This is a genomic window from Terriglobales bacterium (assembly GCA_035691485.1).
GTDB lineage: Bacteria > Acidobacteriota > Terriglobia > Terriglobales > Acidobacteriaceae > JAIQGF01.
This window is the reverse complement of the sequence record DASSIZ010000070.1, coordinates 1-23000: the sequence shown is the minus strand read 5'-3', so window position 1 is coordinate 23000 and position 23000 is coordinate 1. Positions and strand designations below refer to the sequence as shown.

The following is a 23000-nucleotide window of genomic DNA, read 5'->3' as shown; positions in this document are numbered from 1 at the left end:
GTCCGCCGTGATCACGGTGGCGTCGCTGGCGCTGCTGGCCGGTTGCTCCGTGCACGAAGGAAGAACCAACAGCGGCGAAAAGAAGGTCGACATCAGCACGCCGTTTGGCAGTATCAAGGTCAACAGCGATGTGGATGTCAAAGACACAGGTCTTCCGGTTTACCCGGGAGCGCAGCGGGTTGAACAGTTGGAGAACGATCGAGACGCTGCGAATGTGAACATCTCGGTGGGCGGTATGGGGCTGAAGGTGGTGGCGATCAAGTTCCGCAGCAACGATTCGCCCGACAAGGTGCTGGCGTTCTATCGTCCCAAGATGAAGGAGTTTGGCGGAACGTTCCTGGAGTGCAAGCAGCAGGGCTTCGTTTCGTATAAACAATCGAGCGACGAAAAGGAGATCAACTGCGACAAGGGATCCCATGGCGAGGACGTTGAACTGAAGGCGGGCACCCCCGATCGCGAGCACATTGTGGCGGTCAAGCCGAGCGGGTCGGGCAGTGAATTCGCCCTGGTCTACGTCCAGAAACGCGGCAAAGAAGGAATGTAAGAAATTGCGGCTTTGCAGCACCGCGGATGAGGGAGTTTGTCGGCGGGGTTCGCTCAATTCCGCAATTCGGCATCGCTGCAGTTATGCAACTCTCCTGGTTCCATTCTCGAACCTGGCGCACGGTTACTCAATCAGTCAACACGCCACAGGCGGTTTGTGATTGACCCCCCTCCCAGAGTGTCGCAAGTTGAAGCCGGGCATAAGCCCCAAGTCCGCCGCTATTGGGCCGAACACAACCATGTCGGAGGCGGCGGCAACATTTAAGGCTTTCGTGCGCCGGGCAGGAACGGGACCAGCCGTAAATTTTCCCCGGCGCTGAAGTCGGAAGCCTTAGGGAACCGGCGCAAGTCTCGGGGGAGAACCGCGCCGGTTTTTCTTTTCTGCGGCCGGCGTTCCACCGCCGGTGCCCAGACCCGCCTGCAACGCAATCTGCGATAGAATCGCCCGTTCTCTTGATTGCCATGAAAGCCGCAGTCATTACGCGCTACGGCGGACCGGAGGTGCTGGAGGTCCGCACGGCACCCGATCCGCAGCCCAAGCCGGCGCAAGTGGTGGTGCGAGTGGAAGCGGCGGGCTTGAACTTTGCCGACATCATGGCAGCGCAAGGCGGATACCCGGGAACGCCGGAGCCGCCGCTGGTTGCGGGACGCGAATTCGCCGGTCGCCGGGAAGATACCGGTGAGCGCGTAATGGGCTACACACAGAGCCGGGCGTTCGCGGAAAAAATTGCCACCTCGCCCGACCTGCTGTGGCCGGTGCCGGAAAAATGGTCCGCTAACGAAGCGGCGGCATTCCCCGTCAATTACTTCACCGCGTACTTCGCGTACTGGAAGGCCGGACTGGCGGACGAGCAGGCGCGCGGAAAGCGCGTGTTGATCCATGCCGTGGCGGGCGGAGTAGGAACCGCGGCGGTAGAAATCGGGAGCGTGCTCGGGCTGGAGATGTACGGCACTGCCTCCTCGGATGAAAAGCTTGCGCAGGTGCAAAAGCTCGGCCTGCAGCACCCGATCAACTACAAGCGCGATGATTACGAGGCCAAGATCCGCGAGCTGACCGGCGGCGGGGGGGTGGATGCGGTGCTGGAGATGCTTGGCGGCGAGCACGTCGCAAAGAGCGCGCGCTGCCTGAGTTTTTTCGGAAGCGTGATCACCTACGGGTCCGCCAGCGGCGAGCGCGCTTCCCTGGATCCGCGGATTTTGTATGACAAGCAGACCAGCGTGCACGGGCTATGGCTGGCGAAGATGTCGCAACGCGCCGATCTGATGCGGCCTGCATGGGCGCAGTTGAAGCAGTGGATCGATGCCGGCCGATTGCATCCGGTGGTCGGACACGTTCTGCCGCTAGAGAAGGTTGCCGACGCCTATCGCCTGCTGATGGAAAGGAAGAATTTTGGGAAAGTGGTCTTGGAAATCAGTAGCCAGCGTTAGGAACGGTTGTGGTGGCTTGGTGGAGAAAATGCGCGGGCGGATATTGATTGCGGCGATGTTGCTCGCCAGCGCCCTTGGTGTGCACGGGGCGGAGGTGCCGCAGCTCAGCGCCGATGCCGGCCCGTGCTGGGTGGAGTTCACCGTGACCGATGCGGCGAGCAAAGGCCTGTACCTGGCCAAGATCCACACCGTGGTGCGCTACGGGTTCATGAGTAAGCGCAAGACGGAACTGGATCTTTTGACCGACAGCAACGGCAAGGGCAAAATCACCGGCCTGCCGCACGAGGTGAAGAAGCCGCTGGAGTTCACGGTGACGCACAAGGATCAGACGAAGCTGGTGACGTACGATCCGGCGACGAATTGCCACGAGGTAATGAAAGTGAAGTTGGGGAGCAAATGATGAGAAGTCGACCGGCGGACCAGGCTTTCAGTCTTTCAGTCGTTCAGTCTGTAAGTCGTGCGATTTGGCGAACTGCGTTGCCATTAGCGATGGTCATCGTGGTCGCCGCGTTGGGAACGGCACAAGCAAGATTTGTTCCCGATCCCATCGTGCGCTACAAGATTGATGCGCGGCTGGACGCGGCGAGGAAAACGATTGCCGGGCGCGAGACCATCGTGTGGAAAAACCACACCGCCGGATCGGTGCCGGACCTGCAATTTCACCTCTACCTGAACGCCTTCAAAAATAATCAATCCACATTCATGCGGGAAGGCGGAAGCCGGCGCCGGACGGGCACGACCGGGAAACTGGAAGAATGGGGATACGAGCAGATTCACGTCATCAAGGTGGATGGCAAGGATCTGACCTCGAAGCTGGAGTACATCCATCCTGACGACGACAACGCCGCCGATCAAACGGTGGCGCGGGTTCCGCTGGGGCAGGCGATAGGGCGGGGCAAGAGCGTCACCATCGAGATCGAGTGGACCTCGAAGATGCCGCGGATTTTTGCGCGGACGGGGTACCGCAACAATTACTTTTTGCTGGCGCAGTGGTTCCCCAAGCCAGGCGTATATGAAGGCGTGGGCGAGCGGCATCGGCAAGTTGCGGGATGGAACTGCCACCAGTTTCACTCGACCACCGAGTTTTTCGGCGACTACGGCGTTTTCGACGCGCGCCTCACCGTGCCCAGCGACTTTGAAATCGGCGCCACCGGCGCGGAGCGCAGCCGAACCGCGAATCCCGACGGCACCACAACTTACAACTACTACCAGGAAGACGTGCACGATTTTGCCTGGGTCACGGAGCCGAAGAGCGAAGCGGAAAAAATCACCCGCACATTCGAGGCCGATAAGCAGGTGAGCTCGCAAGAAATCGCGGAGTGGTCGCAGAAGACGGGCACGCCGCCGGAACAAGTGAAGCTGCAGGATGTGAAGGTCAGCCTATTTATCCAGCGCGAGCACGAGGACCAGGTGGACCGCCACTTTCGCGCGATTTTTGCCGCCCTCAAGTGGTTCGGGCTGTTCTACGGAAAATATCCGTACGACACGCTGACGGTGGTGGATCCGATCGGCGCCTCCGGCGGAATGGAATATCCCACCTTCATCACCGCGGGAACGCAATACTGGCCGGCGGCGCACGCGTTGAGCCCGGAGGGCGTGATCGTGCACGAGTTCGGCCACCAGTTCTGGTACGGCTTGGTCGGCAACAACGAGTTCGAGGAAGCGTGGCTGGATGAAGGATTCAATTCCTATTCCACGACCAAGGTGCTGGAGAGGGCGTACCCGCCGGGAGAAATGTATGAACGATGGGCCGGCGTGCCGTATCCGGCGGCGGTATGGACCGAGATGCCGGTGCCGGCTTATCCGTGGTTTGGCGTGAAGGAGATCGGGCTGGGGCAGTTCTTCGAGCGGGTGCCTATGGTGCAGATGTACGCGCGTTCCGGACGAGGCTACTGGACACGGGCGCAGGCCGATGCCATGGAGCGATACGCCTGGCTCGATATGGATCCCGAGAGCTACGGCGTGCAGGCGTACGCAAAGCCGGAGGTCACGCTGCACACCCTGGAGGCGCTGCTGGGAAACCAGTGGCCGAAGGTGATCCGGACCTATCACCAGCGCTACCGCTTCAAGCATCCCGATGCGATTGACTTCATGACGACCGTCAACGAAGTATCGGGACGCGACATGAAGTGGTTTTTTGACCAGACGATCTACGGCACAGGCCTGCTGGATTACTCCATCTCGGTGACGAACGAAAAGAAGGCCGCCCGCGAGGGTTACTTCGACCAGGACGGGCGACCGGCCTACGTCGAGGGCAAGAAAGTCCTGGACAAGGATGCTGAGCACCAACCCGAAATTCTGGTGCGACGCCTGGGCGAGATGCAGTTCCCGGTCACGGTGCGCGTGCGCTTCGAGGACGGCACCATCAAAACGGAGCGCTGGGACGGCCAGTACCGCTGGACGAAGTTCAAGTACGAGGGAAAGCCGAAGATCGCCTGGGCCATCGTCGACGAAGACTACGACTGGAAACTGCAGGTACAGCGCACGCACGACAGCTATCTCGCCGAACCGGTGAAACTGGCAGCGCAAAAGTGGTACTTGCGGTGGGTGGTCTGGTTGCAGAACGCGTTGATGGCATTTTCGTTTTTCTCCTAGGGTTAAGAGCTCGCAGGCAGGAGTTAGCGGATGAAGGTCGGGAGAGCTATTGCGCAGGGGCTGACGACGGCATGGCGGAACAAGTGGATGTCCGCGGTTTTCTTCGGCTGCAACCTGCTGATGGCCGCGGCAATCGCCGCTCCCATGCACAACGCCATCGCCGATCACGTGGGCAATAGCGCCGCCGGACGCCAACTCGCCGAAAGCTTCAGCGCCGCCTGGCTGAGTGAATTCAAGATCGCACAGCCGGAGTTCCTGAAAGACTTCTCGGTGGCGGTGCTGTATGCGGGCATCCTGTTCCTGGCGCTCAACACCCTGCTGTCAGGCGGGGCGTTCGAGGTGTTCGCGACCGGAGAAGGCGCCGGGTTGCACACCTTCGGGCGGGGCATGGGCAAATTTTTCGGCAGGTTCGCCCGCGTGGCCGTGATCGGATCGGCGCTGTACTTCGCCGCCTTTGGCATCTTCAATGGCGCGTTGCAATTATGGATCAACGGGCGCTTGCAGAAAGCAACCGCGGCCGGACCTTGGATGTGGCTGGGCGTACTGCGAGTGGCGCTGCTGGTGATCTCGGTGCTGATCGTCAACGCGCTGGTGGAATATGCGAAGGCCGATGTAGTCATTGACGAGCACCGCTCGGCGATCGCGGCATTCCTGCACGCAGCCGGATTTTTCCTCTCGCACTTCGGGCGCGTCATGGTGATCTATCTCACGCTGGGACTGCTGGCCACGGTGTCGATTGTGGCTTACGTGGTATTCGCTCGAATCATGCCGCAGCACTCGGTGGCGACCATCCTGATTTGGTTTGTCGTGGCGCAGGCTCTGTTGTGGTTGCGCTGGACGCTGCGGCTGGCGTCCTGGTCTGCCGCGGTCAACTACTACGGCGCGCACGCACAAGCGCGGGCAGGGTCGGCTACTGCGGCCGATTAGGGCCAGCGTTGGGAGTTGGGCGGATCGTGAGTGGTAGCTGGCCGCCAGCCTGAGTGTCAGACCCGACCAACCACCCAATGACGAGCCACCAGCTACAAGCTACCAGCTACTGGGTTGTGGTCTTCACCACGTCGCCGACCTTGAATCCCGTGCCGGAGACGACCTTGCCGACGGAGGATATGTCGTCCACATCGCTGATCTCGATTTTGCCAACCTCGGTGGACATCCGGCGCAGCACCTTGCCGGTAGTCGGGTCCTTGATTTCCTGCGAGACCCGCTCGACGCTCATATGATCGCCGACCTTAATGCCGGACTTGGAGCCGACATTCAGCACCACCTTGCCCATCTCCACGAATGCGACTACGCCTTCGACTTTGATGGTGCGTGCCTGCAGCTTGGGCGCGCCGGCGACCACGCCGGTGCTCATCTGGTCCACCGCAAGCTTCACCGCCTCGCCAATGATGGTGTTCTGGAAGTCGCTGCTGCCGAAGTCGACGCCGCCGGCGCCGAAGCCGTGCCAGTTGCCGCCGCCACCGAGCATCGAGGTGCTGCTGCGCGAGGATTCGCCCTTGCCATCGGCGACGGCCATGATTTCTCCCGTGTCGATGTCCACAATGCGGGCATCGAGAGTGACGATGGCCTTGGAATTCTTATGCTTGAATCCGCCCAGGCCGAATCCGCCGAATCCGCCGCCGGCGCCACCGGCGCCGACATTTTTCGTCTCGTTGCCGAACTGGGTGATGCTGCCGACGATGATGGCGTCGACTCCCAGCAGCTTGCCGATCTTGGCGGCGCTGTTGGGATTGGCGCGATCGCTGTTGGAGAAATTCTGCTCCGCCAGGATCTTGTCCATGGCCTTGCGCTCGATCACCGAGTAGGTGCCGTCCTGCACCAGGCGCTTAACGAGAAGGTCGGAAACGCCCTTGCCCACGTCAATGTCGGTTCCGAAGATGGCGGCGACGCCGCTGCGTACGGTGGCATAGTCAAAATCGAAAACGGCAACGCGTTTCTTGCGCTCGGCCGCGAAACCGGAAACGGAGAGAAGAACAAGCACGGCGCAGAGCGACAGGACCTTGGCTTTCATGCGGAGCCTCCAAGCAGTAGGTTGCAAGTTGTGCAGTTGCGAAGCAGTAGAAGTTAGCGCCGGACGAATTCGCACATCAGTCCGGAACCGCCCCAAGTAATTTCAGCCAGCACGCAATTCTGCACGAACCAGGAATTTTTTCAAGCGGGGAGTGCGCGGAAATACTCTTTTTGGCTGGCGCGCAAGGACTAAGGCCGAATTGGGAGGGCGGCCTGCGGATTCAATTTGAGTCGCTTACCGATACTTTCCAGCTACCCGCCCCTGATTTTCAATACTTCGGCATCTTGGGATCGACCTTATCGGCCCAGGCGTTGATGCCGCCCGTGAGGTTCTTCACCTTGGTAAACCCGGCCTGGCGAAGGAAGTCCACGGCCTTGGCGCTGCGGCCGCCCATCTTGCAATGGCATACGATCTCGCGGCTGGAATCCAGCTCGTTGACGCGCTTGGGCAGATCGTTGAGCGGGATCAGATGCCCACCGAGGTTGCAGATCTGGTATTCGTGGGGCTCACGCACGTCGAGGATGAAGACGTCGTCGCCGGCGTCCTGGCGGCGCTTCAATTCTTCGACGCTGATTTCGGGCAGGTTGGATTCCGTCACCGGCTTTTCCTCGCCGCGAATGCCGCAGAATTGGTTGTAGTCAATCAACTTGGTGATGGTGCGATTCTTGCCGCAAGCGGGGCAATCAGGATTCTTCCGCAGCTTCAGTTCGCGGAATTTCATGCCCAAAGCATCCACCAGCAGCAGCCGCCCGATCAGCGGATCGCCGGCGCCAAGGATCAGCTTGATGGCCTCGGTTGCCTGCATCACCCCGACCAGGCCGGGCAGAATGCCTAGAACGCCGCCTTCAGCGCAGGAGGGTACCAGGCCGGGCGGAGGCGGTTCGGGATACAGGCAGCGGTAGCACGGCCCCTGTTCGGTGGCGAAGACGCTGACCTGTCCTTCAAAGCGGAAGATGGAACCGTAGACGTTGGGCTTTCCGGTAAGCACGCAGGAGTCGTTGACCAGGTAGCGCGTGGGAAAGTTATCGGTGCCGTCCACCACGATGTCGAACTGGCGGAAGAGGTCCAGCGCGTTGGCGCTGGTAAGACGCGTCTCGAACGGCCGCACTTCGACGAACGGGTTGATTGCTTTAATCTTCTCGGCGGCGGAATCAAGCTTGGGCCGGCCGACATCGCTGGTGGTGTGAATGATCTGGCGTTGCAGGTTGGTGAAGTCCACGACGTCGAAGTCAACCACGCCGAGCGTGCCCACGCCCGCCGCCGCCAGGTAGAGTGCCAGCGGCGATCCCAACCCGCCTGCGCCAATACAGAGAACTTTAGCGGCCTTGAGCTTGGTCTGGCCGTCCATGCCGACCTCGGGCATGATGAGATGGCGCGAGTAGCGCAGGATTTCGTCCTTGGAAAGAGTGGGCTGATCGACTTGTGTGATGGTGGCCATAAGAAACCTAAGTGGAACCTGGTAATTGTGTAATCGGGAAAAGTAAAGAAAGGTCCGATCTACTTCACTCCATTACCCGATTACTCTATTCGACGTCTTCCTCCCTCCGGCAATTGACGGAACAATCGACAATGTGTCGCCGTCTTTTACTGGCGTCTGTTCCTTGCTCAGGTAGCGAATGTCTTCGTCGTTGAGGTACACGTTGACGAACGCACGCAGGCGGCCATCGTCGGTATAGAGATGTTTGCGCAGCTCCGGATGGCGGGAGGTGAGCCCGCTGAGGGCCTCCGCGACGGTTGCAGCGTTCAACTCAACCACATCTTTCTTATCGGCATATTGACGCAAGGGCGTCGGGATCATGATTTTCATAAGCAAGACCTTAATGATGCGAAAAAACGGCAGGCGGATTCAAAGCCGTGGGCCGAGCGTCTACTCGGCTTCAAACTCTCTTACCAGCACCTTCTCCGCGCTGACTTCCACCGCCTCATCCTCGAAGCGTTTGTCCTCTTCGGTGGCGCCCAGCAGCGCGAAGGAGTTGGTGGTCACGGCGCGGCCGTTTTCCACGCTGGTGATCACGTAGGAGCAGCCGATCCAGTGCGCTTCGGCGAGATCGGTTTGTGACCATCGCGCTGGATGGTCGGGATGCGAATGATAGAAGCCGACAACATCCAGCCCGCGCTCGCGTCCCTGGCGCTGAATGCGCACCAGCTCCCGAGGGTCGATGTGGTAGCGGTCCTGGGGGCGGTCGTCGCGCGTGTTGCCGCAGCGCACGACCTCGACTACCTGCCGCTTGTCGTCTTCTTCCATGTGACCCAGCATTACGCCGCAGCACTCGTGCGGATAGGTTTCCTCGCCGTGGGCGCGGAGAGCGTTGAACGCGAGTTGGGGAATTCTTAGCATCCGCTATGAAATTTCACTCGTTCCAGAACTTCTCGCTCAGATATTTGTCGCCGCTGTCGGGGAACACGGTGACGATCACCGAACCGCCCGGCGCGCTCTTCGCAACTTGAAGACAGCCACTGAGCGCGGCCCCGGATGAGATGCCCACCAGCACGCCTTCTTCGCGCGCCAGCCGCTTCACCATTTCATAGGCACTCTCGGTGGAAACGCCAAGGTCCGCGTCGGCGATTGCGGGATCATAGATTTTGGGCACAATCGCGGTGGCCATGTGCTTGGCGCCCTCAATGCCGTGGAAGGAGGAATCCGGCTGCAGGGAGATGGACTGGATGTTGGGATTCAATTCCTTCAGGCGGCGCGAGGTGCCGACGAAAGTTCCACTGGTGCCCAGCATGGCAACGAAGTGGGTGACACGCCCTTCTGTCTGCCGCCAGATCTCGTTGGCGGTGGTCTCGTAGTGGGCGCGCCAGTTGGCATCATTGGAATACTGGTCAGCGTAGAAGAAGCGCTCCGGCTCGGCGGCAAACATCTCGCGGGCCTTGCGGATCGCGCCGTCGGAGCCGTCGCCCGGGTCGGTGAAGACAATTTTGGCCCCGTAAGCGTTCAGAATGCGCTTGCGTTCGACGGAGACATTGGTCGGCATGCAGAGCGTGACGCCGAATCCCATGGCCGCGCCGATCATGGCATAGGCGATGCCGGTATTGCCGCTGGTGGAATCCAGCAGTTCCTTGCCGGGCGCAAGCTTGCCCGACTGCAGCGCTTCCAGAACGATATTCGCGGCGGCGCGATCTTTGACCGAGCCTCCCGGATTGAACCACTCCGCCTTGGCCAGGATCTCCACACCGTGCAGATCGTGGGTGAAGCGGGGCAACCGGATCAGCGGGGTGTTGCCGATGCGCTCAAGCACACTGCGGCCCAGCTTCTGTTGCGGCTCTTCCCGCGCGGGCAGTACCGGTTTCCTTCCTGGACTGGAAGAAGGCATAGATACGTGTTTGGGGCGCGATCCCACGGCCAAGTTAGCCGATCAAACGCGGGGCGGGCAACAATGAAGGATTGGGAGGTATCGTATTCGTCCCTAGTTGCTGATTAGCCCAGGCTTTGACGGTTACCGACTTGGATGTGGTAGGGTGTTGCGGCGTTACATTTCCTTGGCCCCGGGCCAGTGGTGACCGGCGAATGGCGACGAAACCTGCCCGCAAGACCTATGACGAAGCAATCGCCTGGTTGCGCGATCACGGTTTCGAGCTGCTGGAAGCCCCCGGAGTGCAGAGCCGGGTTTTTCTAAAGAAGGACGGTTGCTCGGCGGCGATTGAGAAGACGGACGACGGCGGAGTAAAGCTCTTCGCCTACCCGGGTTACCTGATCGGGGGCGAGATTGCCAAGCTCGTCAACCGCGGTTACCAGCAATTCTTCAAGACCACGAAAGCGGAAGTTCCCGCCACGGCAGAGCAGCTCAAGGCACTGCACCAGTTCAGCGAAGAACTGAAGGAAGCGATCGGGGCGCCCAGCCTGTACAACGAGTCGCTCGGCACGGTCAGCGCAGACTACAGCTACGACCGTGTGCAGAACCGCGACGAAGCGCCCTCGGAGCGGCCGAAGAAACCGTGGGAAAAGAAGCGGACGGCAAAAAAGAACACGCACCGCAGCTAGCGGCGTCCACTGCCCGCCCTATTGCGGCTCGAAGATCTCTTCCACACCCAGCATTTTTCCCTGCTCGATCTGCACCGGGCGCGTGATCGGCTTGTAGCCGGGCAGGCGCAAGGTCATGGTGTAATTTCCGGGAACAACGCCGAGCTTTGCCGGAGTGCGTAGCGGGGCCTGCGCTTCACCGAGCCAGATTTCCGCGCCACGCGGTCGGGTACGCACCTCGAGAACGCCGTCATCGGCCGCAGCCCTGCCGAATATGCGCCTCAGCCTGCGGAACGGACCGGAGCCGGCTGGTTGTGCCGGCGTGTTGGCCGCGAGAGCTACTGCCCGTTCGGCGGCCGGAGTCAGTGTGGGAGCAAAGTAAAAAGACCCGCCGGCCTGGACGTCTGCGTACTTAATCTCTGGACGGTAGCCTTCCTTGCGCAGCGCGATGCGATGCTGTCCGGGATTGACCGACAGGTGGGCGGGCGTAATCTCGCCGGAATCGCGCCCATCGAGATAAATGTGCGCGCCATTGGGTTCGCTGTCGAGGTCCAGGGATCCTTTCAACCCGGCGGCGGACGCAGGCGTGGATGATTGGGCCGACTCAGCAGCGGCGGCGGCGGCCCGCCTCGCAGCGGCGGCCTTCGCGGCCTTCGCCGAGTTTCTTGGCTTCGGTTCAGCCGGCACGGGGGTGGCAGCCACCGGCGCCGGCACAGGAGCAGCGTCCTGGTGGAAATGCCAGTAAGCTCCGAGGGCCAGCGTAGCCATAAGCACTACGGCGCCAATCGCCATCACCGGCACTGGTTTCTGAGGTTTAGCCGGGCGAGGTGGCAGCGCAACCGTTGCGTTCAGCGCAGCCGGCTTGACCGCCAGTTTTATAAGCGCAGGTTTAGCAATGGGTGGGGCCGGCGCTGCTTTGGCGACCGGTGCGACCACCGCCGCCGGAAGTGTCGTGCTCGGAGCTGGTGTGGTAGCTGCCGGCTGGACCGCCGCGGGTGGGGCAGTCTCCAGTTGGTCAACCGGTGGAGGCGTTTTGGCCTGTGTGGCGGCTGCCGCCACCGCCGCGGCCATCGGCCCTGATGGCAACGGCGTTGTCTCCCCACTTGAGGATGATGCGAAACGCTCCAAGGGGACCGGCGCCAGCTGCACCTCCGGCTTGAAACACAAATATCCCAGCACCGCACGCGCGAAGTCGGCGCCGGTGGCGAAGCGCCCATCCGGATCCTTGGACAGCGCCTTCATGACCACGGCGCTGATTCCTGGATGCATGGTGTGATCCCGTTCGCGAGGATCTACCGGAACGTCGTTCACGATCTTGTAAATGATGGTAGTGATGTTTTCGCCGGCAAAGGGGCGTTCGCCGGTCAGCATTTCGTAGAGCACCACGCCCACGCTGAACAGGTCGGAACGGCCATCGAGCGGCTTGCCTTTTACCTGCTCCGGCGCCATGTAGTTGGGAGTGCCGACAACGTGGCCGGCGGAGGTCATGTCGGTCCCACCGCCCTTGGCGATGCCGAAGTCCATGATTTTCACCGTGCCATCGGCGGTGATCATGATGTTGGCGGGCTTGATGTCGCGATGGATGATACCGCGGGAGTGCGCATAGTCCAGGCCGGCGCAAACCTGGCGCACGATGTCGATAGCGTGCTCGACCGGCAGCCGTTTTCCTCCCTTCAGCAGCTGCTGAAGCGTCTGGCCCTCCATGTACTCCATGGCGATGTAGAACATGCCGTCCTGCTCGCCGGCGTCGTAGATGGTGATGATGTTGGGATGGTTCATCACTCCGGCAGTGCGCGCCTCGTTCTTGAAGCGCCCCAGCATCTCCTCAGCTTCGGTGCCGTGGAGATCGAGGCGCAGGGTCTTGATGGCGACGCATCGACCGACGGTCGGGTCCTGGGCCTTGTAGACAACGCCCATGGCGCCCTTGCCCAGTTCACTGACGATCTGGTAGCGGCCAATTTTCTGCATACGCGGCACTTACCGTGAACGGCGCGCAACTCGAGCGAGCAGGCGTATGGCTTGCGGAAAGGTGCGAACCCGCGCCGGACGCGCGACATCTAGCAACTTACCTCCACGCCCAGCGACGCGGAAGTACAACGAATGGTGCCAGGGAAGTTACGGAAGCACAGCCGAGCTGTTTGACGCGTTCCCAGCGAAACCGCTAAAATCAATTGGTTTGCCTGTACTGCCGGGCCCCGTCAGGGGTTGCCGCCGCCGTCCTGGCGAGCGGGAGCAGAGCACGCAAGGTTTATAGGCATTTACGAATTGTCGTTAATCCGTAAATTCTTCAATTCGTAAATCGCAGAGTGGGAGGCACTATGTACGCGGTCATCCGCGCCGGGGGAAAGCAGTATCGCGTCGCGCCCGGCGACGTTATCCGGGTGGAAAAGCTCGGCGGGGATCAGAAGCAGGTGGAGTTCGGCGACGTGCTCGCCGTATCCGGCAACCAGGGCGAGATCGGCAAGCCGCAAGGCGAGGCACGCGTAGTCGGGCAGATCCTGGACCAGGTTCTCGGCGACAAAGTGCTGGTCTTCCACTACAAGCGCAAGAAGCAATACAAGAAGCTGCAGGGACATCGCCAGCAGTACACCGCGGTGCGCATCACCGAAATCGCTTTTGACGGCCAGAGCTTCAAGGCCGCCGAACAAGCCACGCGGGCGGCGAAAACTCCCAAGGTCGTGGAAGGCGGAGCGGCGGCGGAAGAAGCGGTCGCCCCCAAGAAGAAAGCTTCGGCGAAGAAGCAGGCATCGGCCCACGCCTCGGGCGCAGGCAGCAAGACGGCCAAAGGCCGCGGCACTTCGAAATCGACGAAGTCCAAGGGCGGATCCTCGCCCAAGAAAAAGTAGTTTCGAGTTTCGGGTTTCTAGTTTCCAGCGGCCGCTTGGGGCTGGAACAGAAAACGGAAAAATCGATAAGACACACTAGACAGAACCAAAAACCGGCTCGCCTCGCGAGCGGTCCTGAGCGAAGCGAAGGATCTTATGGCGCATAAAAAAGGTTTAGGCAGCTCTCGTAACGGCCGTGACTCGAATTCGCAGCGGCTGGGAGTAAAAGTATTTGGCGGGCAGACGGTGCCCGGCGGTTCCATCATCGTGCGGCAGCGCGGCACGCGCATCAAGCCCGGCCTGAACGTCGGCCGCGGTAAGGACGACACCCTGTTCGCCAAAATTACCGGCAAAGTGAAGTTCGTGGACAAGGGCCGGACAGGTAAGTTCGTGCTCGTCGAGCCGGTCGAGGCGTAAAACGGCGCTCGGCAGTCGGCCATCGGCTCCCGGCCGAGTCGCTTGCGCTTTTTGAGGCATGGCACAAAGCCGTGCCTCTTTGATTTTCGCCCCTCTGTAGCAGTTGGAGGCCTCGCAATCCCGGGTAGCCGACGGGCCGACAGCCGATAGCCACTCACCATGTTCATTGATGAAGCCAAAATCCAGGTCAAGGCGGGCAACGGCGGCAACGGCTGCATGGCGTTCCGCCGCGAGAAATTCGTTCCGCGCGGCGGGCCCTCCGGCGGCGACGGCGGCAAGGGCGGCGACGTCATCATGGAATCCAGCGAGCGCCACAACACGCTGGTTCATTTCCGCTTCAATCCCGAATACAAGGCGGAGCGCGGACGCCACGGCGAAGGTTCCAACAAGACCGGACGCGAAGGCGACGATGTCGTGCTCAAAGTGCCGGTGGGAACGATCGTGTACGACGAATCCACCGGCGAACGCATCCACGATTTCTCCCATGCCGATGACCGCATCGTGGTGGCGCGCGGCGGGCGCGGCGGACGCGGCAATGCGCGCTTTGCCACCTCCACACACCAGGCGCCGCGGGAGTGCGAGCCTGGCCGGTCCGGCGAAGAACGCACGCTGCGGCTCGAGCTGAAGCTGCTGGCCGATGTCGGACTGGTGGGTTACCCGAATGCGGGCAAGTCCACGCTGATCTCGCGCATCTCGGCGGCGCGTCCGAAGATTGCCGATTATCCCTTCACCACGCTGCAGCCGAACCTGGGAGTGGTAGTCGATGGGGAAGAACCAAACGCCATCAGCTTCGTTGTCGCCGACATTCCCGGGCTCATCGAAGGCGCGCACACGGGCGCCGGCCTGGGGACGCAGTTTCTGCGGCACATCGAGCGCACGCGCCTGCTGGTCCACCTGGTGGACGTCTCCGATTCCAGCGGAAGGCCCAACCCGGTGAAGGATTACGAGGTGATAACCAACGAACTCGAGAGCTTTGGCGCGGGGCTGGAGAAAAAGCCGGTGCTGGTCGCGGCGTCGAAGATTGACGTCGTGAATAAAGACAAGCTCGCCAAGCTGCGCCGCTACTGCAAGAAGCACAACCTGCCCCTGTACCCGATCTCAGCCGTGACCGGCGAAGGCATTGAAAAGCTGAAGCACGCCATGGCTGCCAGGGTTGACGAGATCCGCAAGGCCGAAGTAGCTGCTGCTTCGGCGCCACCCGCCGATGCGGAACCTGTTGCGGGGTGAAAAAGACACGGGCGGATTGGCGTGGACCGGCGCGGATCACCCTGAACATCCCTGAGCAATGCCTCTCACCTGGTTCACGCTTGCAAGTTTCAACGCCACAGACGACACTGCGAACGAAGCGACCTGGCTGCCAGCTACTGCTTTTCATGAACGTTGCCCTTTTCGGCGGGACCTTCGATCCGGTACATCGCGGCCACCTCAACGTCGCGCGCGCAGCGCAAAAAGTCTTCGACTTCGGCCGCATCTATTTTGTCCCTGCCGATATCCAGCCTCTGAAACAGAAACAGGCGGTCACGCCGTTTCATCATCGCTATGCCATGCTGGTCCTGGCTACGCGCGAGGAGAAGTCGTTCCTGCCATCGCTGATGGAAGCTCCGGGGGAGGAAGCGCGCCGCACACCCAACTTCACCATCGATACGGTGCGCCGCTTCCGGGCCACGCTGGCGAAAAGCGACCGCCTGTTTTTTCTGCTTGGCGTCGATTCTTTTATGACGATTGCAAACTGGCGCGAGCCCGAGGCGCTGCTGCGCGAGGTGGAATTCGTTGTCGCCAGCCGTCCCGGATTTTCGCTGGCCGACATCGCCCGGGCACTGCCCGAATCCATGCGCCCCAAGGAGGCTGTGACCCAACCGTTCGCGCATAAGCCGGCGACCGGCGATCTTGCCATCGGCGGAGTGACGCTGCACATCCTCGCCGGTGTCGAGGAAAACGTTTCCGCCACCCAGATTCGCTCCTCCCTTGCCGGCGGCCACAGCGTCTCTCGATTCCTGGATGACGCGGTGGCCGCTTATATCGTCAAGATGCATCTATACAAATCGTCTGCGCCGCGTGCCCGGCGTGCGGCCCCGGCGCGGAGGAAGGTGGTAAACATACGCGAAAGAAAGTAAGACCTTCTCCAGCCCGAACCTCCCTTAGTTACTCCCAATTTTGGTGCCGGCCCAAAGCGCGCATCGCCTTCCTTTTGCAGGGGAACCATGGCTAAGAAACAAGAATTGCAGCGGCAGGTGATGGACGCCATTGCCGCCGCCGAGGAAAAAAAGGCGGAAGATCTCACCATCCTGGAGCTTGACAAGACCGCCGGCGGCTTCACCGATTATTTCGTTATCTGCTCGGGTAGCAACCCCAGACAGATTCAAGCCATCTCGGATGAAGTACAGCAGAGACTCTCCCGGGCCGGGCTGAGGCCGACGCACGTGGAGGGCTATAAGCAGGCCGAGTGGGTCCTGCTGGACTACGTGGATTTCGTGGTCCACGTGTTCTCGCAAAAAGCGCGAAACTTCTACAACCTGGAGCGGCTGTGGAAATCGGCAAAACAGTTGACGCCGGGGGAACTGCGGTTCGTGCCTCGGAAGCGCGCGCTCACGAAGCGGGCTACGCCAACGCGCGCGCACCGTTCGCGCCGCCGCGCCCGCAAGAGGTAGCCGGAACCATGGCGGGAGCAGCCGGCGTCATTGAGGCTGCCACGCCTGCGCGGCCTGCCAATCCCGCCGGCGCGATTTTGCAATCGTGGGTGGCGGCCGATCCGGTCTCGATCCACCTGCTGCAGGACATTGGCGGAATCGCCGCCAGCGCTTCTACCGTGCTGGTGCGCGGCGAAGGCGGCACCGGAAAAGACCTGCTGGCATCGATCATCCACTACCTCGGCCCGCATCCGGAAGCGCCCCTGCTCAAGATTGATTGCGCCGGCTTGCCGCGCGAGGTGCTGGAAGTCGAACTGTTCGGTTATGAAAGCGGCGCCTTCCCCGGTGGGCAGACCAAGGCGGGGAAGCTGGAACTTGCCGGGCAGGGCACCATCGTTCTCGATGAAATCGCGGCCCTCACCATGCCGATGCAGGCAAAGCTGCTGCGAGTGATTGACGAAAAACGCTTTGAACGCGTGGGCGGCATGCGAAGCATTCCGGTCTCCGCTCGCGTCGTCGCCCTGACCGCCATCGACCTGGAGCACGCCGTGGCGCGCCGCACCATCCGCGAAGATCTGTATTACCGCCTCAATGTGGTTCCAGTCCTTCTGCCGGCGTTGCGCGACCGGCGGGGCGACATCCGCCCGCTGGCGGAGCACTTCCTCGCCCGGCTCTCCGAGATCCACCGCAAACCGCGGCTGAATTTTGCTCCCGCAGCCATGGCCGCGCTCGAGAATTACTCTTATCATGGCAATGTTCGCGAGTTGCGCGGCATGGTGGAGAGCGCCGTGATCCATGGGGCGCCGCCTGAAATTCTGCCGCAAGACTTGCCGCCGTGTGTCCGCGACGCCGCGCCTGCTTCCGCGGAGCGCAAGCTTAACCTGGAAGCGATGGAACGCGCTCATATCGCCGATGTGCTTCAATTCACGCAGGGGAAGAAGACCAGGGCCGCGCAAATCCTCGGCATCAGCCGCAAGACGTTGCTGGAAAAACGCAAGCGCTACGGGCTGGGATAGCGGCTCAGCATTTCACCAAACACATTCAGTAGGGCGAAGCGCGCGCGACATCTGTTATGTTGCTGCGATGACAACGAAGCCTCCCGCTTCTCCGGACTGGGCCACGCACGCCCGGATGAACGCGGCCAAGCGTTGGGAACGGCCATCGGCGGAGATGGGACGCGGCGCGACCGACGCCATCGTCGAGTTCGCCGAGCCGCAACCGGGCATGCGCGTCCTCGACGTGGCCAGTGGCACCGGCGCTCCCGCGCTGCAGTTGGCGCGGCGAGTCCTGCCGGGCGGGCTCGTCACCGCCACCGATCTCTCGCCCGAACCGCTGAACATAGCCGCCGAGCGTGCCCGCGAGCGCGGACTTACGAACCTCCTCTTCAAAGTTGCTGACGCGCACAAACTACCCTTCGACGATGCCAGCTTCGACCTGGTCACCTCGCGACTGGCGGTGATGTTCTTCTCCGACCTGCCGCGGGCGCTGGGCGAGATGCGGCGCGTGCTGAAGCCCGGGGGCCGCGTGGCGCTGCTCGCCTGGGGTCCGATCGAACAGCCGTATTTCGATTCCACAGGCGCGGTCATCATGCGTCATACCGGCGCGGCGCTGCCTCCTTCTGCGCAACAAATTTTCAGGTTCGGCCGGCGCGGCACGCTCTCCGCCGCCCTCAACGCCGCTGGATTTCGCGAAGTCGCGGAAGAACTACGCACCGTGCCATGGCCTTGGACCTCCAGTATTGAAGATCTTTGGGAGTACTTTCAGACGGCCACGGTTCCCTTCCGCCCGCTGCTGGATCAGATTCGCCCCGAACAACTCGAAGCAATCGGGCGCGAGGTGCGCGCCGCCTTCACGCGCTTCTGGGACGGGGAAAAAGTGAATATGACGGCGGATTTTGTGCTCGCCTCAGGAACGCGCTAGCCGGGAGGTTCTCGCCGTGAAGCTGCGCATCGCCTGGATCGGCAAAACCAAGGACGCGGCCGTGCAGTCGCTCACCGCCGAATACCTCAAGCGTCTCTCGCGCTACGTCGCGACCGAGTCACTGGAAATGGCGACCGAGACCGCGCTCCTCAAGCAGCTCGACAAATCGCGAGGGTCTTTGATACTGCTGGACCCGCGTGGCCGGCAACTCTCTTCTGAACACTTCGCGGAGTTTCTGCGGCAACACCAGGAGCGGGGCACTCCGTCGCTGCTGTTCGCGGTAGGCGGAGCGGATGGCTTCTCCGACCAGGCGCGTGCAGCCGCATCATTCCAGCTTTCTCTCGGTAAGATGACCCTAGCGCACGAACTCGCGCGCGTGGTTTTGCTGGAGCAACTCTACCGAGGATTTACAATCCTGAAGGGACATCCGTATCACCTGGGGCACTGACACACCTTCTGTAAACGCGCGGCCTATGAACGACATTCGCAAAGGCATCATCATCGTGAACACCGGTCCCGGCAAGGGCAAGACCACGGCCGCGATGGGCACGGCTTTGCGTGCGGTCGGCCAGGGCATGAAGGTTCTGATGCTGCAGTTCCTGAAGGGATCGTGGCATTACGGCGAACTGGACGCGGTCAAGGCATTCGGCGACCGCTTCGTCATGAAGCAGATGGGGCGCGGCTTCGTCAAAGTCGGGGGCGCAGAAACCGATCCCGAGGACATTCGCATGGTGGAGGAAGCCTGGGCCGAGGCGGAGAAGGCGATCCTCTCCGGGGATTGGGACCTGGTGGTGCTGGACGAGATCAATTACGCCATCAGCTACGGCATGCTCGATCCCAATAAGGTTGCCGAGGCGCTGAAAAAAAGGCCGGAGATGGTGCATGTGATCTTGACGGGCCGCAACGCGCACCCCACAATAACTGATTTGGCCGACACCGTTACCGAAATGCGTCAGGTCAAGCACGCGTATGAAAAGGGTGTACAGGCGCAACGGGGAATAGAATACTGAATTGCGTTCCGCAGTACGGCCATCGCCATGACTTGGTTTAGACGACAATCCGGCGACTTGGACGCTTCCGGCGAGAAGAAGGTCCGCACCGAAGGCCTGTGGGTGAAGTGTGAAGAATGCCGCCAGATCATCTGGAAAAAGGATCTCGACGCCAACCTCAACGTCTGCCCCAAGTGCCAGCGGCATTTCCGCCTCGACGCCCGCACTCGCCTGGCGCAACTGCTCGACGATGGGGAGTACAGCACCGAGGACATGACGCTCGCCTCGACCGATCCGCTCCACTTCACCGACCTTAAGAAATACTCCGACCGGCTGCGGAAGACGCAGAAGGACACCGGGCTGAAGGACGCGATCATCAATGGGCGCGGCAAGCTGAACGGACGGCCGGTGCTTGTCTGCTCCATGGAATATGCGTTCATTGGCGGCAGCATGGGGTCGGTGGTCGGGGAAGCCATCACGCGCGCCATCGAACGCGCCACCGATGAGCGCGTTCCGCTGATCATCGTTTCCGCCTCGGGCGGCGCGCGCATGATGGAAGGCGTCATCAGCCTGATGCAGTTGGCGAAAATTTCCGCCGCACTCGCCCGCATGGATGACGCGGGCGTGCCCTACATCTCGGTCCTTACCGACCCCACCACCGGCGGCACCACGGCGTCGTTTGCCATGCTCGGCGATCTGAACATCGGCGAGCCAGGCGCGCTCATCGGATTCGCCGGCCCACGTGTCATCGAGCAGACCATTCGCCAGAAACTGCCCGAAGGGTTCCAGCGCAGCGAGTTCCTGCTCGAGCACGGCATGCTGGACGCGGTCGTGCATCGCAAGGACCTGAAGGGCTACATCTCGCGCGCGCTGGACTTCATGACGCCGAACGGCAAAAGCGCTTAGCTTTTTTGTCTTAACTCTGTTTGGCAGCTCAGTGGCGTGGGCTGAACCCCGAGATCCATTGTCGGGCTGAAGCCCTCCTCCGGAGGACATGCATTGAATTCCCGGTGCCATTGAACTCGTTTGTCGCAGCTCACCGCTAAGAGCTAAAAGCTTGTCTTACGATTCCGCCGTCGCGCAACTGTACGAACTCGGGCATGAGCTGGCGCGCACTCCGTCGCACAAGTTCGACCTGGCGCACATGCGCGTGCTGCTGCAGGCGCTGGGCTCTCCGGAGCGCGGGTTGCGCGCCGTGCTGATCGCCGGCACCAACGGCAAAGGCTCCACCGCGGCGACGCTGGCTTCCATCCTGCGCGCAGCCGGACATCGCACCGGGCTGTACACGTCTCCGCACCTGGTGCGCATCAACGAGCGCATCCGCATCAACGGCGAGCCGATTTCCGACGCCGACTTCACGCTTGCCCACGATGAGGTGGAGATTACTGCGCTGCGTTTGGTTGAGCAAGGCAAGCTGCCGTGGCATCCCAGCTTCTTCGAAGTGCTCACCGCGATGGCGTTTTTGCATTTTGCCCGCAAAAACATCGAGATCGCCGTACTCGAGGTCGGGATGGGCGGGCGACTGGACGCGACCAATGTTGTCGAGCCGTTGGTTTCCGTGATTACCGACATTTCGCTCGACCATCAGAAATTCCTCGGCAACACCCTCCGCGAGATCGCGGGCGAAAAGGCGGGCATCATTCGCGCCGGCGGAACCGTGGTGACGCTGCCGCAACACCCGGAGGCCAACGACGTGATCGGCAACACGATCCTGGAGCGCGGGGCGCGAGCGGTCAGTGCCGTGCCTTATGTGCCGCCGGTCTCGCCGGGCGCCGAAGCGGGGGATACGTATGCGGTGACCGTGCTCGGAAAAGAAATCAAGGTTGCGTCGCCACTCCTCGGGCGCCATCAATTGCGCAACGTCGCACTCGCGATCGCTGCCGCGGTCGAGTTGGACGATGCAGGCCTGCGTCTTGCAGCGAGTGACATCGAGCGCGGTATTCGCGATACGGCGTGGCCGGGGCGATTCCAGATCGCGCATGCGGGTGGGTTCGAGGTGGTGCTCGATGTCGCTCACAACCCCGCCGGCGCCTGGGCCCTGCGCTCGGCTCTCTCGCAGCGCTTCGAAGGGCGGCCGCTGGTGTTCGTTTTTGGCGCCATGCGGGACAAAGCGATCGCCGAAATGGCCGAGATTCTGTTTCCTCTCGCCGAGCGCGTCATCGCCGCACGCGCCGAGAATCCGCGATCTGCTTTTCCGGAAGAAATACGGGAGGCTGGCGCGCGCACCGGCGCCGTCATCGAACTTGCGCCCTCGGTGCGGGACGCGATCGTGCTGGCGCGCCGGGAGATTCCGCCGAACGGAGTCGTCGTGATCACCGGCTCCATCTACGTGGTCGGAGAAGCCATGCAGGCCCTGGCAATCACGGGTGCATAAGCCGCGATTCCGCGGATTTGCTTACTTTTGAGTCAACCCACGCCATCCAGCTACTCTCTAATTACAGGGCAAGAGGTGCCTTGGAAAATGTGGATTTTGTTTTCGTTTTTCGTGCTGCTGTGGGTCCTGAGCATTCACCTGTATTTTCCCGTGCTGGCGATTTTGGGATTGTTCGCCGGCATGCTGTTAACGGCCGGACTGGCGCTGCTGCCGGCGCGGGAGTAATGCGGAAGAGTTTTGTTTACCGCAAGGATTCCGGTAAATTTTCGTGGTGATTCTGGCGCGGTGCGCTTGCGCACGGCGCCGCAGAGTGGTATAAAAGAACTCGTACGAGATGGCGTCACGTTCGCCGGTCGTCAGGGATTTGAATCCTGACCGCGTCCCCGGCATCAAATCAGTAGAGCCAGCAAGAAGGCGCTGCACGGTTTGCCACCTCAAATTGGCCTCGTTCAGAGGCTTCCATTCGGGAACAAGGTTCTCGAAGGGTCGTAAGACCTCCAATTGATCTTTTCAGGTTTTAAAAAATCTCTCGGGCGTTGTGCGCGCCAAAATTGGGCTGCGCCGCCGCGGGAGAGCATACGCGCGAACGCGTCAGCAGCGCTCCTCAAGCGAGGTGAGAAGCTGCCCGATTGGGGCGGCGGCTCGGGTTGACAGTGCTCCGCAAGTCGCGATATGTTTGCAAGGTTTCGAGGACAGACGGAAGCGGACTAGTGCCGCCGAAGTCGGTCAATCCGAACCGAACCGCTCAGAGCGGCTCCGGAACGGTCTTTGACAACAGGTTGAACGTGCCAGTCGCGAGTGATGGTGCTCGGGTTTAATGTCGAGCGACATACTCACAAAATTGGTAGGCTCCGTTTTCGGACGGGGTCACCTTTATCAGGTTTCAAACGAGAGTTTGATCCTGGCTCAGAATCAACGCTGGCGGCGTGCCTAACACATGCAAGTCGAACGAGAAAGCGGGAGCAATCCCGCGAGTAAAGTGGCGACCGGGTGAGTAACACGTGACTAACCTACCCTCAAGTGGGGAATAACCTCGGGAAACCGGGGCTAATACCGCATAACATCGCGAGCTGGAATGCTTGCGATCAAAGGAGCAATTCGCTGGAGGAGGGGGTCGCGGCTGATTAGCTAGTTGGCAGGGTAACGGCCTACCAAGGCGATGATCAGTAGCCGGCCTGAGAGGGCGCACGGCCACACTGGAACTGAAACACGGTCCAGACTCCTACGGGAGGCAGCAGTGGGGAATTTTGCGCAATGGGGGAAACCCTGACGCAGCAACGCCGCGTGGAGGATGAAGCCCCTTGGGG

General features: G+C 61.3%; 24 protein-coding genes and 1 rRNA gene. 19 read left to right on the top strand and 6 right to left on the bottom strand.

Annotated elements, in window-relative coordinates:
* Window positions 1-7: 7 nt before the first annotated feature.
* The 5 genes from VFI82_09715 (at window position 8) to VFI82_09695 (ending at window position 5493) form a co-directional block, all read left to right on the top strand.
* Window positions 8-544, top strand: a complete 537-nt coding sequence (locus VFI82_09715; GenBank protein ID HET7184952.1) for a hypothetical protein — start codon at window positions 8-10, stop codon at window positions 542-544.
* Window positions 545-1005: 461 nt separating this feature from the next.
* Window positions 1006-1971: an NADPH:quinone oxidoreductase family protein gene (locus VFI82_09710; GenBank protein HET7184951.1), complete on the top strand. Its 966-nt coding sequence runs from the start codon at window positions 1006-1008 to the stop codon at window positions 1969-1971.
* A gap of 28 nt (window positions 1972-1999) precedes the next feature.
* Window positions 2000-2371 carry a hypothetical protein gene (locus VFI82_09705; protein ID HET7184950.1) on the top strand — a complete coding sequence of 124 codons (372 nt, stop codon included), beginning with the start codon at window positions 2000-2002 and terminating at the stop codon, window positions 2369-2371.
* 77 nt (window positions 2372-2448) lie between these two features.
* The gene (locus VFI82_09700; GenBank protein ID HET7184949.1) at window positions 2449-4566 is read left to right on the top strand and encodes a M1 family metallopeptidase; all 2118 of its coding nucleotides are present in this window, start codon (window positions 2449-2451) and stop codon (window positions 4564-4566) included.
* A 30-nt stretch (window positions 4567-4596) separates the two neighbouring features.
* A complete protein-coding gene (locus VFI82_09695; protein HET7184948.1) occupies window positions 4597-5493 on the top strand; it encodes a hypothetical protein in 897 nt (298 codons plus the stop codon).
* A gap of 106 nt (window positions 5494-5599) precedes the next feature.
* On the opposite strand, the gene VFI82_09690 is transcribed toward VFI82_09695, so the two are convergent.
* The 5 genes from VFI82_09690 to VFI82_09670 all read right to left on the bottom strand — a co-directional run bounded on the left by VFI82_09690 (window position 5600) and on the right by VFI82_09670 (window position 9894).
* The gene (locus VFI82_09690) at window positions 5600-6577 is read right to left on the bottom strand and encodes a CsgG/HfaB family protein (protein HET7184947.1); all 978 of its coding nucleotides are present in this window, start codon (window positions 6575-6577) and stop codon (window positions 5600-5602) included.
* Between the two features lie 268 nt (window positions 6578-6845).
* A complete protein-coding gene (gene moeB, locus VFI82_09685) occupies window positions 6846-8015 on the bottom strand; it encodes a molybdopterin-synthase adenylyltransferase MoeB (protein HET7184946.1) in 1170 nt (389 codons plus the stop codon).
* 72 nt (window positions 8016-8087) lie between these two features.
* Entirely contained in the window at window positions 8088-8384 is a 297-nt protein-coding gene (locus VFI82_09680) for a ubiquitin-like small modifier protein 1 (protein ID HET7184945.1), read from the bottom strand.
* Window positions 8385-8444: 60 nt separating this feature from the next.
* The gene (locus VFI82_09675) at window positions 8445-8915 is read right to left on the bottom strand and encodes a M67 family metallopeptidase (protein HET7184944.1); all 471 of its coding nucleotides are present in this window, start codon (window positions 8913-8915) and stop codon (window positions 8445-8447) included.
* A gap of 13 nt (window positions 8916-8928) precedes the next feature.
* Window positions 8929-9894, bottom strand: coding sequence for a cysteine synthase family protein (locus VFI82_09670; protein ID HET7184943.1), 966 nt, complete (start codon window positions 9892-9894; stop codon window positions 8929-8931).
* Between the two features lie 194 nt (window positions 9895-10088).
* Here VFI82_09670 and VFI82_09665 point away from each other — a divergent pair, with 194 nt between their 5' ends.
* Window positions 10089-10562 carry a hypothetical protein gene (locus VFI82_09665; protein ID HET7184942.1) on the top strand — a complete coding sequence of 158 codons (474 nt, stop codon included), beginning with the start codon at window positions 10089-10091 and terminating at the stop codon, window positions 10560-10562.
* Window positions 10563-10580: 18 nt separating this feature from the next.
* Here VFI82_09665 and VFI82_09660 read toward each other — a convergent pair whose 3' ends face one another.
* Entirely contained in the window at window positions 10581-12509 is a 1929-nt protein-coding gene (locus tag VFI82_09660; GenBank protein HET7184941.1) for a serine/threonine-protein kinase, read from the bottom strand.
* Window positions 12510-12859: 350 nt separating this feature from the next.
* Here VFI82_09660 and rplU point away from each other — a divergent pair, with 350 nt between their 5' ends.
* The 13 genes from rplU to VFI82_09595 all read left to right on the top strand — a co-directional run.
* The gene (rplU, locus tag VFI82_09655; protein HET7184940.1) at window positions 12860-13387 is read left to right on the top strand and encodes a 50S ribosomal protein L21; all 528 of its coding nucleotides are present in this window, start codon (window positions 12860-12862) and stop codon (window positions 13385-13387) included.
* A 135-nt stretch (window positions 13388-13522) separates the two neighbouring features.
* Entirely contained in the window at window positions 13523-13783 is a 261-nt protein-coding gene (gene rpmA / locus VFI82_09650) for a 50S ribosomal protein L27 (protein ID HET7184939.1), read from the top strand.
* A 159-nt stretch (window positions 13784-13942) separates the two neighbouring features.
* On the top strand, window positions 13943-15010 hold the full coding sequence (gene obgE / locus VFI82_09645) for a GTPase ObgE (protein ID HET7184938.1): 1068 nt from the start codon (window positions 13943-13945) through the stop codon (window positions 15008-15010).
* A 146-nt stretch (window positions 15011-15156) separates the two neighbouring features.
* The gene (gene nadD, locus VFI82_09640; GenBank protein HET7184937.1) at window positions 15157-15897 is read left to right on the top strand and encodes a nicotinate-nucleotide adenylyltransferase; all 741 of its coding nucleotides are present in this window, start codon (window positions 15157-15159) and stop codon (window positions 15895-15897) included.
* A gap of 87 nt (window positions 15898-15984) precedes the next feature.
* The gene (gene rsfS, locus VFI82_09635; GenBank protein HET7184936.1) at window positions 15985-16431 is read left to right on the top strand and encodes a ribosome silencing factor; all 447 of its coding nucleotides are present in this window, start codon (window positions 15985-15987) and stop codon (window positions 16429-16431) included.
* 8 nt (window positions 16432-16439) lie between these two features.
* The gene (locus tag VFI82_09630; protein ID HET7184935.1) at window positions 16440-17426 is read left to right on the top strand and encodes a sigma-54 dependent transcriptional regulator; all 987 of its coding nucleotides are present in this window, start codon (window positions 16440-16442) and stop codon (window positions 17424-17426) included.
* 67 nt (window positions 17427-17493) lie between these two features.
* A complete protein-coding gene (locus tag VFI82_09625) occupies window positions 17494-18330 on the top strand; it encodes a methyltransferase domain-containing protein (protein ID HET7184934.1) in 837 nt (278 codons plus the stop codon).
* A 16-nt stretch (window positions 18331-18346) separates the two neighbouring features.
* Window positions 18347-18778 (top strand): 23S rRNA (pseudouridine(1915)-N(3))-methyltransferase RlmH, encoded by a 432-nt coding sequence (locus VFI82_09620; protein HET7184933.1) that lies wholly within the window; start codon window positions 18347-18349, stop codon window positions 18776-18778.
* A gap of 25 nt (window positions 18779-18803) precedes the next feature.
* Entirely contained in the window at window positions 18804-19340 is a 537-nt protein-coding gene (gene cobO, locus VFI82_09615) for a cob(I)yrinic acid a,c-diamide adenosyltransferase (GenBank protein ID HET7184932.1), read from the top strand.
* A gap of 27 nt (window positions 19341-19367) precedes the next feature.
* Window positions 19368-20225: an acetyl-CoA carboxylase, carboxyltransferase subunit beta gene (accD, locus tag VFI82_09610; GenBank protein HET7184931.1), complete on the top strand. Its 858-nt coding sequence runs from the start codon at window positions 19368-19370 to the stop codon at window positions 20223-20225.
* Between the two features lie 151 nt (window positions 20226-20376).
* Window positions 20377-21693: a folylpolyglutamate synthase/dihydrofolate synthase family protein gene (locus tag VFI82_09605; protein HET7184930.1), complete on the top strand. Its 1317-nt coding sequence runs from the start codon at window positions 20377-20379 to the stop codon at window positions 21691-21693.
* An 87-nt stretch (window positions 21694-21780) separates the two neighbouring features.
* A complete protein-coding gene (locus VFI82_09600) occupies window positions 21781-21918 on the top strand; it encodes a hypothetical protein (GenBank protein HET7184929.1) in 138 nt (45 codons plus the stop codon).
* Between the two features lie 658 nt (window positions 21919-22576).
* A 16S ribosomal RNA gene (locus VFI82_09595) occupies window positions 22577-23000 on the top strand; the annotation flags it as partial.